This is a genomic window from Caballeronia sp. A2-2 (genome assembly GCF_057612605.2).
In genome coordinates, this window is sequence record NZ_CM172587.1 from 511,326 (window position 1) to 524,507 (window position 13,182).

A 13,182-nucleotide genomic window follows, 5' to 3' on the forward strand; every position below is an offset into this window, starting at 1 on the left:
GAAATGCCCTTTGTCGTTAGCACAACCAAACCCCGGATCATAATAGTTGCCCAGCCTGGCGCAAGCTTTCTACCCTGTATCCCATGGCCCGATAACCCGTCTGGCGCTTGTCCCACATCCGCAGCAGTCCCGGGTGCCCAGCGTCTACGAAGTCGATGACACGCACATCGACCTTGGTCGCATGTTCTCTGTGAAGGCGACCGGCATACTGCTGCAGGGTCCCTTTCCACGAGATTGGCATCGCAAGAACGAGTGTGTCGAGCGGCGGATGATCAAATCCCTCGCCGACCAGCTTGCCGGTCGCGAGGAGCACGCGAGGCGCATCAGCGGCAAAAGCATCGAGCTCTTCAGTTACCAGATTGCGCTGCTTCCTCGACATCCGGCCATGCAATGTGAAAACCTTATCGACTCGCCCTGCCAAGGCCTCCTCGATGGCTGCAATATGATCGGTGCGCTCAGTTAGTACGAGAATCTTCCGCCCGCGAGAGAACGCATCCTCGACCTCATCCGCGATCGCTACCGTCCGCTGCGTATCGGCAGCGACCTGTCGGAACACGTCCTGAATGCCGGCCTCCGCTGGCAGATCGTTTTTTTTCGGCCAGATCCTTGGCATTACCTCGAGGTCGTGAGGAACCGTCTGAGCGCGGGAGGCCGTATGCCGGATTGGGCCGCACTGCATGAATATGATTGGATGCTGGCCGTCCCGGCGGATCGGCGTCGCGGTTAATCCCAAAACGTACTTCGCCTTGACCCGCTTTAACAGTGCTTCGAACGAAACCGCCGATATGTGGTGACACTCGTCCACAATCACTTGCCCGTAGTGTTCGACCAGCTCACTCGTTTCGCCCCGTCGCGACAGTGACTGCATGACAGCAATATCAATTTTCCCACTACGCTTCGCCTTGCCGCCACCGATTGTGCCGACGATGCCCTTGCCGACACCGAGAAACGACTGCAGCCGCTCTTGCCATTGCTTGAGTAGTTCGGTCCGATGTACAAGCACCAGCGTGTTCACACTTCGCCGGGCGATCAGGGCAGCGGCGCTTACGGTCTTCCCAAACGCCGTGGGCGCGCATAGCACGCCGGTGTCATGTCGCAACATTGCGGTTACTGCGGTTTCCTGGTCCGGGCGCAGTGTGCCCGCGAATGTGACATCGAGAGGTTCCCCTGCGAACCGTTCATCATGGATGTCGCAGCGGATCTTGTTGTCACGAAGAAGATCCTGCGCTGCCTCAAGACACCCGCGCGGCAATGCAATGTGCTTCGGATAGTTTTCAGCGCAGCCGATTACCCGCGGTTTGTCCCATACTGGAAAGCGCATTGCCTGAGCTTTGAAGAACTCGGGATTCGGAAACGCCGCGAGACGAATCAGCCGGTTAAGGAGAGGCTGGGGAAGCGCCGTTTTCTCGAAGTAGGCCAGGTTTGCCACGGTGATAGCGAGCGATTCAGGCATTGGGCCGGGTAGTTTGCGCCCCACCATCGGGCTCGACTTCCACGGTTCCTGTTCGTCCTCATTCGTAATGAACGTGACGTCGAGTGGGTGCGTTCCACCTGTAGCACCTGAAATGGCCGATTCGATTGCGTCAGGGGTAAGAAGCTGGAGTGAGGCCAGATAGGCCCATTGGTCTGCATAAGGTCGCAGCTGTTCGTCCACGAAGACGCTGCAACCGCTTTCGCGCGGTGTCTTCTGTAACGGTAGTGCAATCAGGTTGCCGAAGCCGCCCTTGGGTGTCGTGTCCTGATTTGGGAACAGCCGGTCGTAGGACGCCAGTTTCAGTTGCCGCGTTCTTGCGCATGTGTGACTGATGATCGCCGTGCCTAAGCGTCTCGCATCGCGCGCGGGTACAGCGGACTGGAAGAAAATCTATACGTGTGCCCCGTTGCCCGAGCGCGAGATCTCCAGCGCCGCTGGCACGCCCAATTCAACGCATGAGGACATGAAGGCTTGTGCGTCTTCCCGCCAGTCGGCGTCATCGAAATCGACTGCGAGAAAGCGACAGGTATCGTCTGCCAGCAAGGGATAGACGCCAATCGTATGTCTGCCGGCAAGATGGTCATAGATGATCTGGTCGGACAGAGGTATGAGGAGCCGGTTACCGCAATCAGAGCATTTGATGCGGGGCTTTTCGCAGACGCCGGGTCGCCATTCGTTGGCGCATGCCGGAGAGTAGCCCGACTCGCCTGCCTTGCTTTCCCATCGGATCGGATAGGTATCGATGCGGCCCTGAAACAGGCGACGGAACAGGACGACCTTCTCATCCGTGTTCAGGCGCGAAGGTTCGGGTTGCGGCGAGGCGGTTGGCTTGGGCAGAGGCGGTCGCGCATCGATCCCGTGCGCGTCGAGCAACGCCAGAAGTCGCGCATTCTCGGCGCGTAGCTTTTCCACCTCGTCGGAGTCGGATGTCATCGAGAACGTACTTCGCAATGGGTGCGTTGCTAACTCTGCAGATCGGCTTATAGTGCGCGGCGCACATGAATCGTGTGTCGACATCCATTTGCGCCAAACCAGGCTGCTCTGGTGTCCCGTTTCCGCTTTCGTTCAGGCGAAAACTTCAGCCCACTGATCCAGTGAGCGCCGTACTCACATATATGCGCCGCTTTGCATTCGCGTAGTTGTCGAGGAAACCAGCGCGACGCCCTCCGGTGTGCAAAGCAGTTCGATTGGTGGTCGCAACCCAAGCGCAGGGATTGGAGTGTGCAACCAGCGATTCAACCATGAACGGGGTGTCGAATCCGTCCGGATCGCCTGATTGTTCGACTATCGATTGAACCTGCGCCAGCAGTGTCGCGATTGTTGCTGCGGATTCGTCTTCATCGCACGTCGGCCGCTGGTTAGCCGGGTTGGATCTTGTTCAATTCCATATGCCTTGAATGTCTACGGTTACCACGGCGCAGAAGGCTTCGGTCCGTCGCTGTACCTGTTCGATCCCGAAGGCAACATGATCGAGCTCAAAGGTCCGCCCGAGGCGCCTTGAGCACCGACCACCGTATATCAACAGGATCCGCCTTTTCACTACCCAGCGATGCCTCGCCATCCTGAACAGTCAACTGCAAACGCATCGTCCGTTCGGCCAGCTTGCCGAGCGCTTCCGCGATACCTTCGTTCAGCGACCAGACGGTGACATTGCGCAGGCGCTCCACCTTGCCCTTGATCCCTTGCCACCAAATATCCGAAGTCCGTCCGCCATACGCGATCACAATCACACGATCCGCGCGCCCGCTCGCCTTTGCGATACGCCGCTCGTCCGGTTGCCCGATCTCGATCCACATTTCGATCTGCCCGGTCAGGTCTTTTTGCCAGAGGTCCGGCTCGTCTACATCGGAAAGGCCTTTGCAGAACTCCAGGCGTTCGTCCGCAAAAAGACCGAATGCGGCGACGCGCACCATCATCCGCTCATCGGTTTCGGACGGATGTCGAGCTATGGTCAATGAATGATCGCCGTAGTGATGGCGATCCATGTCGGCAATCTGGACGTCTGCCTTGTAAATGGTCGATTTGAGAGCCATTCAGCACCAAAAGCCGGCTGGAAGACCGGCGATAAAGTTTGAAAAATGCGATACCGCCGCGATGCTCGTCATGACGCGCGGCGTGAGCAAGACCGCTATTGTGCGGGGATTCGTTGCAGGAAGGGAAGACGGCGAAAGATATTTTGACGGCGTGCCGCGACGCGATGTACGCGCTCAAACACCTACATCCAGCGCGCCTTTAAATCACGCGCTAGCAAGGTAAAGCCAAAGCACTGCGTTATTGTTCGATGAAGCGATCCGCCGTCCACATACCTTGTTTATCACTCATCGACGCGTTGACGAATTCAACGTCATGGCCAACGACGCGCAAGACCCGAAAGTGAAAATCGACGGGCGTCGAAATGCATTCGTAGCCCTGAAAATATTCCTGCAATTTCTGCTGTTCGCCGGCCTTAGCGTGCTGGTCGGCTGAATCGAATTTGTCCTTGGACATGCATCCGAAGGAATTGGGCCTGAATTTGAAGGTCTGTTGAGGCTGAACTGCAGTGTCCTGCGCCTGTGCAGCGGATGCAGCGACAAGAAGGCTCAGCGCAGTGAGGAGAACCGTGGTGCGTTTGCTCATCAATTCAGACTCCAATTCGGCTTGCATTTAGCAGAATGTTTAATATTCCCGTACTGCGAAACTCATGCTAGTGGAGCGTGAATAAGTTGCAAGCAGATAATGTGTGCGTTTGCAGCATAAAAATGAGTCGCCGAATCCGATTAAAGCGGGCGTAAAAATAAATGCACGACCTGATCCGCCTTTACGAGATAGAACGATACGGCTAACTGCGCTTTCGCATCATTATTAGTTGCCGCTCACTGTTGTGCATTGCATTGCGGCGTTGCACTCACAGCGCTTCGCGGGGATGATCAGCCGTCCTTTTTGCCTATGCCATCCGGCTAGTTGCCACACATCGTTGTTCTGTGGATTAATCGACGCATCGCAATCAGGAACAGGAGACCTCGCAAATGACACTCGCTCAGTGGCTACCCTTCGCCATCGCCTCGGCGATCCTCGTGGCCATTCCCGGACCGACGGTTCTGCTCGTCGTGTCCTACGCGCTCGGACATGGCCGCAAGTACGCGCTCGCAACCACGTTTGGCGTCGCGCTGGGCGATCTCACCGCCATGACCGCATCGATGTTGGGACTGGGCGTGTTGCTCGCGGCATCGGCGGAATTGTTCATGGTGGTCAAGTGGATCGGCGCCGCTTATCTGTTTTACCTCGGCATTCGTTTGTGGCGCGCGCCAGTGGTCGATACGGACGCCGTGCAGCCGAGCGGCGATCTGCGCACGAGCCGCATCATCGCGCACGCTTATGCCGTCACCACGCTCAACCCGAAAAGCATCATTTTTTTCGTCGCGTTCGTGCCGCAGTTCGTCAATCCGCACGTGCTCAGCGTGTCGCAGATCGCGATTCTCGAAGTGACGTTCGTCGGGATCGCGGCGGCGAATGCGTTCGCGTACGCATTGCTGGCATCGGGGGCACGGCGCGCCATTCGCAAGCCTTCCGTGCAGCGTGCAGTGAATCGCACGGGCGGCGCGTTGCTGATGGGCGCGGGCGCGTTCGCGGCGGCGTGGAAGAAGGCTGCGTGAGAACCGTATGACTCAACATGACGATTGGAGCGCCCGCGCCCGAAGCGTGTATTTCGGGCTGCTGGACGATTGGAACCGGCAAGATGCCGCGGCGATGGCAGCGCGCTTCGCGGAGCGGGGCAGTCTGGTTGGCTTCGATGGCAGCGCAATCGACGGACGCGCGTGCATCGAAGCTCATCTCAAGCCGATTTTCGCGGAGCATCCGACGCCGCTTTTTATCGCGAAAGCGCGTGAAGTTCGGCGCATGGCGGGCGGGGAGGCGCTTCTGGTGCGCGCGGTCGCGGGAATGTGGCCGCGTGGCGCGTCGGACATGAATCCGCAATTGAACGCGGTGCAGACGATGGTGCTGACTCGGATCGACGGCGTGTTTCGGATCGAGATGTTCCAGAACACGCCAGCGGCTTTTCACGGGCGGCCGGAAGAGGGCGAAAAGCTCACGGTCGAATTGCGCGCGCTCGGCAAACCGGCGGGCATTTGAAGTTACTTTCCAATGCAAAACCTGCTGAAAATTACGCCGAGCAGATCGTCGGACGTGAATTCGCCCGTGATCGAGTTGAGACTGTACTGAGCCAGCCTCAACTCTTCCGCGAACAAGTCCAGCACTTGCGAGTGCTGATCGGCGTGTGCCGCCGCAAACCCGAGATGATCGCGCGCAGCACGCAGCGCGATCAGATGACGCTCGCGCGCCAGATAAATGCTTTCCGCGCCCGCTTGCCAGCCCGCGATCGTCAGCAGCGCGTCACGCAGAAGCGCGATGCCATCGCCCGTCTTGGCCGACAGATGCACTTCGCGCGAGCCATCCGCTTTCTCGCGCAAGTCGGCCGGTGCGCCTGCCAGATCCGTTTTGTTGAGCACCCGCACGACCGGCACGCCGCGCGGAAATCGTCCGGCAATGATCTCGTCTTCCGGCGTGATGGTTTCGCGCGCATCGAGCAGATGCAGGACCACATCCGCGCGCTCGATTTCACCCCATGTTCGTTCGATGCCGATCCGTTCGACTTCATCCTCGGTCTCGCGCAAACCGGCCGTGTCGATGATATGCAGCGGAATACCCTCGACCTGAATGGTCTGCGCGACCTTGTCGCGCGTGGTGCCCGCGATCGGCGTGACGATGGCCAGTTCGGCACCGGCAAGCGCGTTCAGCAGCGACGATTTGCCGACGTTCGGCTGCCCCGCCAGCACCACCGACAGACCTTCGCGTAAAAGCGCGCCCTGACGCGCATCGGCGAGCACGCCGTCAAGACGCTGGCGGATTCGCGCAAGCTTGCCGCGGGCATCGGCGGCTTCCAGGAAGTCGATTTCTTCCTCGGGAAAGTCGAGCGTTGCCTCGACGAGCATCCGCAAATTGATGACGTCTTCGACCAGCGCGTGAATTTCGCGCGAGAACGCGCCGTCGAGCGAGCGGCCGGCCGAACGGGCGGCGGCTTCGGTGCTGGCTTCGATCAGATCGGCGACCGCTTCGGCCTGCGCGAGATCGAGCTTGTCGTTGAGAAACGCGCGGCGCGTGAATTCGCCCGGCTCGGCGAGCCTGAGACCGAACGCGCGACCCGCTTCGAGCGAGCGTTGCAGCACGAGTTGCAACACGATCGGGCCGCCGTGGCCTTGCAGTTCCAGCACGTGTTCGCCGGTGTAGGAATGCGGCGCGGGAAAGTACAGCGCGATGCCACGGTCGAGCGCTTCGCCGTTTGCATCGACGAACGGCACATAACTCGCGTGCCTCGGGGCAAGTGTTTGGCCGCAAAGCGCACGCATCGCGTCCAGTGCGGCTGTCTCGCCCGCGCGCCCGAACGACAACCGCACCACGCCGATGCCGCCGCGTCCCGGCGCGGTAGCGATGGCGGCAATGGGATCGGCGTCGTTACTCAGCATGGCGGCACGCTCTCGGCGGGTTCGGAAAGTTCGAAATTGTATCGCGACGCTGCCAACGTTCCTCCGGCGAAAGGTCGGATAAGACAATTCTCAAATTATCTTACTTGGGATATTCTGGGCGAAACGAAATCAAAGATTAATTTAAGGAGTGAAGCGATGAAACTTAGAACCTGCGCGGCTCAGAGCGCGTTATTGGTTGCCAAAAGGCATCTATCGAGATTGCTTGAAAAAGATAAATTTAATCGAATTTCAACAATGATTATCGCAGCCGGTTGACGTGTTGGTGCCATTTGCCTCGCACAATTCAAACCATGCCAACACCGAAAGAAAAGGCCGACTTCTCCGAGCGGCTCAAGTTCTGCATGGCCCGCTCTCAAGAGAAGATGCGCGGCGCCACCGATCTTGCCAATAAATTCAACCTGCGCTGGCACGGCGAACCTGTTTCGCCACAGACCGCGCACAAGTGGCTCACGGGCCGCTCGATTCCCACCGAAGACAAGCTGTTATTGCTTTCCGAGTGGCTGAAGGTGGATTTACATTGGCTTCACTACGGTCCGCCACCGAGCGGCAATCCACAAACAACGCCCAAGCCACTTGCTCCTGATGAGCGGTATCCGGCGTCAGAGGAGATGATCGAGCTGGCGTCGAAGCTTGAAGCCCTGGCGCCGCATCACCGGTATCTGGTCGAAGAGTTGATCGAACAGTTTTATGGCGTGATGAAGCGGTGAGCTGAGCGCTTTCGCGTGCTGACGATTTTTTTCATTTGTCCGGTTGCAGTCGATGATCCATGAAGCACGTCGTAAATCCCTGATCCACAAGACTTATTGAACCGTCGCACGAGCGTGGCGCAGCAGGTCTTGCGGTAGATGCAAAGCCAACTGTGCCACGCCGCTTACGATCTCTTCGAAACTTCACGCATGAAGACCTTATTAGACCCGGCCGTGTTTGGGCGACGACTACGGGAAGCGCTTGAGGAGCGCCGAGACGTCATTGAGAGGCTGAGCTTTTTCAGAACAAAAGGCTTCAAAAAGGACAGTGGCGCGGATTTCACACTTTTTTGGAACCATAGCAATCCTGACGAGCCGATCACACCGAACACGGCTCGCAACTGGCTGAGGGGAACGCACTTTCCGAAGGAAAAAAATTGGCCGCTGCTGGAGAAAACGGTGGGGAAGACGCGAAGGTGGCTGGTCGGTCTGGATGACTCCAGCACGACTTCCTTTTCAATTACAGCGCAGCCGTTCGCGGTCTATTCAGACGACGATGCATCCCGCATGAAACTCGCGCTCATCGACGAGATCGCCGATCTCAACTTGAGCGCGAATCGCAAACTCAAGCAACTGAAATCCTTGGGATGAAAGCGAAGGCTCGATCCTAAAACCACAAACCACAAACAAAAAAACGCCCGGCCTAGCCGGGCGTTTTCACATCTATCGAGCAAGCAGAGAGGCGCTCAAGCCACCTTCTTCCTGCTCTTTCCCATCATCCGCGTAATGTAATACTGCTGCGCGATCGATAGCACGTTATTCACCACGTAGTACAGCACGAGACCCGCCGGGAAGAAGAAGAACATCACCGAGAAAGCGATCGGCATGAACATCATCATCTTGGCCTGAACGGGGTCCGGCGGTGTCGGGTTCAGCCTCGTTTGCAGGAACATCGAGACGGCCATCAGCACGGGCAGGATGTAATACGGGTCTTGTTGCGACAGATCGTGAATCCAGCCGATCCACGGCGCACCGCGCATTTCCACCGACGACAGCAGCACCCAGTACAGCGAGATGAACACCGGAATCTGAATCACCACCGGCAGACAGCCGCCAAACGGATTCACCTTCTCGGTCTTGTACAGCTCCATCAGCGACGCGTTCATCTTCTGCGGATCGCTCTTGAAGCGCTCGCGAATCTGCTGCATGCGCGGCGTGATTTCCTTCATGCGCGCCATCGACTTGTAGCTCGCCGCCGACAGCGGGAAGAACACCGCCTTGATGAGCAGCGTGAGCAGCACGATCGCCCAGCCCCAGTTGCCGACATAGCTGTGAATCTTCTCCAGCAGCCAGAACAGCGGCTTGGCGATGATCGTCACCATGCCGTAGTCCTTCACCAGTTCCAGACCCGGCGCGATGCCTTCGAGCATGCGCTCTTCTTCAGGACCGGCGAAGAGGCGTGCATCGACATTCGCGGTTTGTCCCGGCGCGATGGTCTGCACCGCCAGCTTCGCCCCGACGCGATACAGATTCGGATCGATCTTCTCGACGTAGATATCGCGTTTCACGCCCTCTTGCGGAATCCACGCCGACGCGAAGTAATGCTGCACCATCGCGATCCAGCCATTGTTCGCGGACGGCTCGAAGCTCGCCTTGTTCTTGTCGATGTCGGAAAAGTCGATCTTCTGGAAATGCTTCTGTTCCGTGAAGACCGCCGGCCCGATGAAGGTGTGCGAGAAGCGCGGCGTTTCCACCGGCGTGTTGTCGCGCACGAGTTCCATGTACATCGACGGCGTGACCGGCGTCGTGCCCACATTCTCGATCTTCGTATCGACGTTGATGACGTAGCTGCCGCGCGTGAACGTGTACGTCTTGATGACCTTCACGCCACCCTTCACCGGCGATTCGAACGCGAGCTTCAGCGTCTTTTCATCGCCCGTGAGCGAGGTCTGACCCGGCACCGGCGTGAAGATATCGTTGTGATTCGGGAAGTCGCCGCCCGTCAGACCCGTGCGCGCGAGGTACGTGTGGTTCGCGGTGTGATCGAACAGCGTGATGTAGAGGTCCGGCTGCTTGCCGTCGCCTTCCTTCATCAGTTCGAGCTTCGAGAGCGTGCCGCCGCGCGTGTCGATTTCACCCGAATACACGTCCGTCGTGAACTTGACGAGCTGGGCCTGCTGCGTGGCGGGCGGGGTCGTCGAGCCAGGCGCGGTGCCGGCCGGTGCGTTCGGCAGTTCGGATGGCTGCGTGCCCGGTGTCGCCGAACCCGGCGCAGGATTGCTGGCGGTCTTCGCCGATTGCGTCGCGCTCGGGAAGAACATCGACGGGCGCCCATGGTCGCGTTGCCAGTTGTCGAACAGCATGACCACTGACACGAAGAAGATGACCCATAGGACGGTGCGTTTGATATCCATGCGTTGTCTCAGTGTCGATCGGAAGGCGCTTGCGCGCCGTTTGGAGTTGAAAGCGTGTCTTGCGGGGATTCCGCGTGCGCATCGGACGCCGGATGACTACGACTACCGGCTTCCGTGGCGCGCGGCGGCACGAGATCGACGCCGCCGGCCGAGAAAGGATGGCAGCGGCACAGCCGCTTCACGGCGAGATACGAGCCATGCGCGGCGCCATGATACTGGATTGCCTCGCGCGCGTAGTCGGAACAGGAGGGATAAAAGCGGCACCGGTTGCCGAGCAGAGGGCTCAGAGCAACCTTGTAGAAGCGCAACAACGCGATGAGTGCCGTTTGCATAAGCTTCGCGCCGCGCCCCTTTTTGCCGTGAAGCAAATCAGACGCTATTCGCGCTTGACGACCCGGACGGGCCGGATGATTCATCGACGGCGGAGGCTTTCGGCTCCGCCACGGTTTCGGCCTTGCGGCGCGCGGCTTCGCGCACGGCGCGGTCGAACAATGCTTCCAGTTCGCCGGTCACGAGCGTCCGCAACGGCGGCGAACTCGCGCTCGGCATGGCCTTGCGGTCGATCTTCGCGTGCAGCCGCACGAGAATGTCGAAGCCGCCGAGCTGTGCGCGCCTCAACCTGAAGGCATCGCGCGCGATCCGCTTGATCAGATTGCGCGTGACGGCGCGCGGCGCCTGCTTCTTGCCGATCACGAGGCCCAACCGCGCTTCGCCCGTTGTCGGCTTGCCGTACAGAACGAAGTGCGGCGAACGTCGCCAGGGGCGCAAACGAAAAACGGATGAGAACTCATCCGTTTTCAGCAGCCTTGCGGTCTTGGGGAACGCGGCCTGCGCCGGCGACTGAACGATGTCCTGATTCAAGACTTCTGTGCGGCGCATGAGCGGTTCGCCCGCAGGACAGCCGCGTGCGGCCACCTGACGGACTCGTCCGGCAAACTCAGATTGCCAGACGCTTGCGGCCCTTCGCGCGACGAGCGTTGATGACCTTGCGGCCGCCAGCGGTCTTCATGCGAACGCGGAAACCATGGGTGCGCTTGCGACGTGTGACGGAAGGTTGGTAAGTACGTTTCATGGTGCTCTCACTTGAGTGTTGATTGACCGCGCGGGCTAGGCTCCAGTGTGGTCACTGCAAGCACGATGGCCGCAGGCTCAGGAATTCTGTTTTCGCGGAACCCGCTATTTAAGCCGGTTTTCTTATGGTCGTCAATAGTTTAGCGGTTCGTGCCCAGGAATGGATCGCTTTCGATTGCCCTTCAGCGTGCGGATTTCGCGCTGATATGTCCCTGTGGATAACTCGCGCGCGCGCTGCATTTGGCGTTAGAATCTCGCCTTACTCCCAAATTTCCGCTCTCTGCTTCGGCCCGCCGTTCGCCCGCAAACCCTTGCGGCGTAAGCCTCCGAAGCACGCGTGCTTGGCTGTGCCGGGTCTTGCCGATGTTCGCGGCAGGCACGGCCGGCGTTCGAGCGGAGCAACCCTAACGACCGCATTCGATGAACGATTTCTGGGAACACTGTTCCGCATTGCTCGAGCGCGAACTCACGCCGCAGCAGTACGTCACGTGGATCAAGCCGCTGACCCCGGTCGATTTCGATGCCGACGCGAACATCCTGCGCATCGCCGCTCCCAATCGCTTCAAGCTCGACTGGGTCAAGAGCCAGTTCTCGGGCCGCATCGCGGATGCCGCGCGCGAGTTCTTCAGCGCGGCCATCGATGTGCAGATCGTCCTCGATCCGAAAGCCACCGCGCGCAACGCGCTCGGCGGCGGCCCGAATGCCGCGCCGCGCCCGAGCGTGTCCGCATCCGCGCCGCGCGCGCCGATGCCCGCTGCCGCCGTCCCGCAAGCGCCCACGGTCGTGGCGCATGCGAACGCCGCTGCGCACATCAACGCGCTCGCCGCCGAAGCCGCGCAGCAGGCCACGCAGGAAGATCAGGCCGACCTCGATCTGCCGAGCCTCGACGCGAACGAAGCCGCCGCGGGCCGTCGCACCTGGCGTCCCGGCAACGCGCCGTCGGCCGGCGGTGAAACCGATTCCGCCTACGAGCGTTCGAAGCTGAACCCCGTGCTCACGTTCGACAACTTCGTGACCGGTAAGGCGAACCAGCTTGCGCGCGCGGCGGCCATTCAGGTCGCCGACAATCCGGGCATCTCGTACAACCCGCTGTTCCTGTACGGCGGCGTGGGCCTCGGCAAGACTCACCTGATTCACGCCATCGGCAATCAATTGCTGATGGACAAGGCCGGCGCGCGCATCCGCTATATCCATGCGGAACAGTACGTGTCGGACGTGGTGAAGGCTTACCAGCGCAAGGCGTTCGACGACTTCAAGCGCTACTACCACTCGCTCGACCTTTTGCTGATCGACGATATTCAGTTCTTCTCCGGCAAATCGCGCACGCAGGAAGAGTTCTTCTACGCGTTCGAGGCGCTCGTCGCGAACAAGGCGCAGGTCATCATCACGAGCGATACGTATCCGAAGGAAATCTCGGGTATCGACGATCGTCTGATCTCGCGCTTCGATTCCGGCCTGACGGTGGCCATCGAGCCGCCCGAATTGGAAATGCGCGTCGCCATTCTCATGCGCAAGGCGCAGTCCGAAGGCGTGAGTCTGTCGGAAGACGTGGCGTTCTTCGTCGCCAAGCATCTGCGTTCGAACGTGCGTGAGCTCGAAGGCGCGCTGCGCAAGATCCTCGCATATTCGAAGTTCCATGGCCGCGATATCACCATCGAACTGACCAAGGAAGCGCTGAAGGATTTGCTGACGGTGCAGAACCGCCAGATTTCGGTCGAGAACATCCAGAAGACGGTGGCGGACTTCTACAACATCAAGGTCGCCGATATGTACTCGAAGAAACGGCCGGCCAATATCGCGCGCCCGCGCCAGATCGCGATGTATCTGGCCAAGGAACTCACGCAAAAGAGCCTGCCCGAGATCGGCGAACTGTTCGGCGGACGCGATCACACGACCGTGCTGCACGCCGTGCGCAAGATCGCCGCCGAGCGCGGCACGGATGCCCAGCTTAACCACGAACTGCACGTGCTCGAACAGACGCTCAAGGGCTGAGGACAGCGATCGCGCGCACGCGT

Annotated in this window: 14 protein-coding genes and 2 pseudogenes; 6 read left to right on the forward strand and 10 right to left on the reverse strand. The window is 59.6% G+C overall.

Going from position 1 to position 13,182, the window contains the following annotated elements; all coding sequences use genetic code 11:
• Positions 1-37: 37 nt before the first annotated feature.
• The 3 genes and pseudogenes from ACZCWR_RS02460 to ACZCWR_RS02470 all read right to left on the reverse strand — a co-directional run bounded on the left by ACZCWR_RS02460 (position 38) and on the right by ACZCWR_RS02470 (position 2,713).
• On the reverse strand, positions 38-1,480 hold the full coding sequence (locus ACZCWR_RS02460) for a DEAD/DEAH box helicase family protein (RefSeq protein ID WP_487303217.1): 1,443 nt from the start codon (positions 1,478-1,480) through the stop codon (positions 38-40).
• 102 nt (positions 1,481-1,582) lie between these two features.
• Positions 1,583-2,491 (reverse strand): annotated as a pseudogene (locus ACZCWR_RS02465) (TOTE conflict system archaeo-eukaryotic primase domain-containing protein); the annotation flags it as partial.
• A gap of 90 nt (positions 2,492-2,581) precedes the next feature.
• The gene (locus tag ACZCWR_RS02470) at positions 2,582-2,713 is read right to left on the reverse strand and encodes an antitoxin Xre/MbcA/ParS toxin-binding domain-containing protein (RefSeq protein ID WP_487302165.1); all 132 of its coding nucleotides are present in this window, start codon (positions 2,711-2,713) and stop codon (positions 2,582-2,584) included.
• Between the two features lie 172 nt (positions 2,714-2,885).
• On the opposite strand from ACZCWR_RS02470, the pseudogene ACZCWR_RS02475 reads away from it, so the two are divergent.
• A pseudogene (locus ACZCWR_RS02475) lies at positions 2,886-2,975 on the forward strand (VOC family protein); the annotation flags it as partial.
• Here ACZCWR_RS02475 and ACZCWR_RS02480 read toward each other — a convergent pair.
• On the reverse strand, positions 2,950-3,507 hold the full coding sequence (locus ACZCWR_RS02480) for a YaeQ family protein (RefSeq protein ID WP_487302166.1): 558 nt from the start codon (positions 3,505-3,507) through the stop codon (positions 2,950-2,952). The pseudogene ACZCWR_RS02475 and the gene ACZCWR_RS02480 overlap by 26 nt on opposite strands.
• Before the next feature lie 238 nt (positions 3,508-3,745).
• On the reverse strand, positions 3,746-4,090 hold the full coding sequence (sap1, locus tag ACZCWR_RS02485) for a surface attachment protein Sap1 (RefSeq protein ID WP_487302167.1): 345 nt from the start codon (positions 4,088-4,090) through the stop codon (positions 3,746-3,748).
• A 389-nt stretch (positions 4,091-4,479) separates the two neighbouring features.
• On the opposite strand from sap1, the gene ACZCWR_RS02490 reads away from it, so the two are divergent.
• Both ACZCWR_RS02490 and ACZCWR_RS02495 read left to right on the forward strand, forming a co-directional pair.
• Positions 4,480-5,106: a LysE family translocator gene (locus ACZCWR_RS02490; RefSeq protein ID WP_487302168.1), complete on the forward strand. Its 627-nt coding sequence runs from the start codon at positions 4,480-4,482 to the stop codon at positions 5,104-5,106.
• Between the two features lie 7 nt (positions 5,107-5,113).
• Entirely contained in the window at positions 5,114-5,584 is a 471-nt protein-coding gene (locus ACZCWR_RS02495) for an SgcJ/EcaC family oxidoreductase (RefSeq protein WP_487302169.1), read from the forward strand.
• 2 nt (positions 5,585-5,586) lie between these two features.
• On the opposite strand, the gene mnmE is transcribed toward ACZCWR_RS02495, so the two are convergent.
• A complete protein-coding gene (gene mnmE / locus ACZCWR_RS02500) occupies positions 5,587-6,975 on the reverse strand; it encodes a tRNA uridine-5-carboxymethylaminomethyl(34) synthesis GTPase MnmE (RefSeq protein WP_487302170.1) in 1,389 nt (462 codons plus the stop codon).
• Positions 6,976-7,286: 311 nt separating this feature from the next.
• Between mnmE and ACZCWR_RS02505 the strand changes: the two genes are divergently transcribed.
• Both ACZCWR_RS02505 and ACZCWR_RS02510 read left to right on the forward strand, forming a co-directional pair.
• Positions 7,287-7,703, forward strand: coding sequence for a helix-turn-helix domain-containing protein (locus tag ACZCWR_RS02505; protein WP_487302171.1), 417 nt, complete (start codon positions 7,287-7,289; stop codon positions 7,701-7,703).
• A gap of 138 nt (positions 7,704-7,841) precedes the next feature.
• A complete protein-coding gene (locus ACZCWR_RS02510; protein ID WP_487302172.1) occupies positions 7,842-8,333 on the forward strand; it encodes a hypothetical protein in 492 nt (163 codons plus the stop codon).
• A gap of 95 nt (positions 8,334-8,428) precedes the next feature.
• Here the strand turns inward: ACZCWR_RS02510 and yidC are convergent, their stop codons facing one another.
• Genes yidC through rpmH form a run of 4 tightly spaced genes read right to left on the reverse strand, consistent with a single transcriptional unit; the run spans position 8,429 to position 11,168 of the window.
• Entirely contained in the window at positions 8,429-10,096 is a 1,668-nt protein-coding gene (gene yidC / locus ACZCWR_RS02515) for a membrane protein insertase YidC (protein WP_487302173.1), read from the reverse strand.
• A gap of 8 nt (positions 10,097-10,104) precedes the next feature.
• Positions 10,105-10,428 (reverse strand): membrane protein insertion efficiency factor YidD, encoded by a 324-nt coding sequence (gene yidD / locus ACZCWR_RS02520; RefSeq protein WP_487302174.1) that lies wholly within the window; start codon positions 10,426-10,428, stop codon positions 10,105-10,107.
• 37 nt (positions 10,429-10,465) lie between these two features.
• The gene (gene rnpA / locus ACZCWR_RS02525; protein WP_487302175.1) at positions 10,466-10,975 is read right to left on the reverse strand and encodes a ribonuclease P protein component; all 510 of its coding nucleotides are present in this window, start codon (positions 10,973-10,975) and stop codon (positions 10,466-10,468) included.
• A 58-nt stretch (positions 10,976-11,033) separates the two neighbouring features.
• Positions 11,034-11,168, reverse strand: coding sequence for a 50S ribosomal protein L34 (gene rpmH / locus ACZCWR_RS02530; protein WP_004198824.1), 135 nt, complete (start codon positions 11,166-11,168; stop codon positions 11,034-11,036).
• 419 nt (positions 11,169-11,587) lie between these two features.
• Here rpmH and dnaA point away from each other — a divergent pair, with 419 nt between their 5' ends.
• On the forward strand, positions 11,588-13,159 hold the full coding sequence (gene dnaA / locus ACZCWR_RS02535; protein ID WP_487302176.1) for a chromosomal replication initiator protein DnaA: 1,572 nt from the start codon (positions 11,588-11,590) through the stop codon (positions 13,157-13,159).
• The last annotated feature ends 23 nt before the right edge of the window (positions 13,160-13,182 follow it).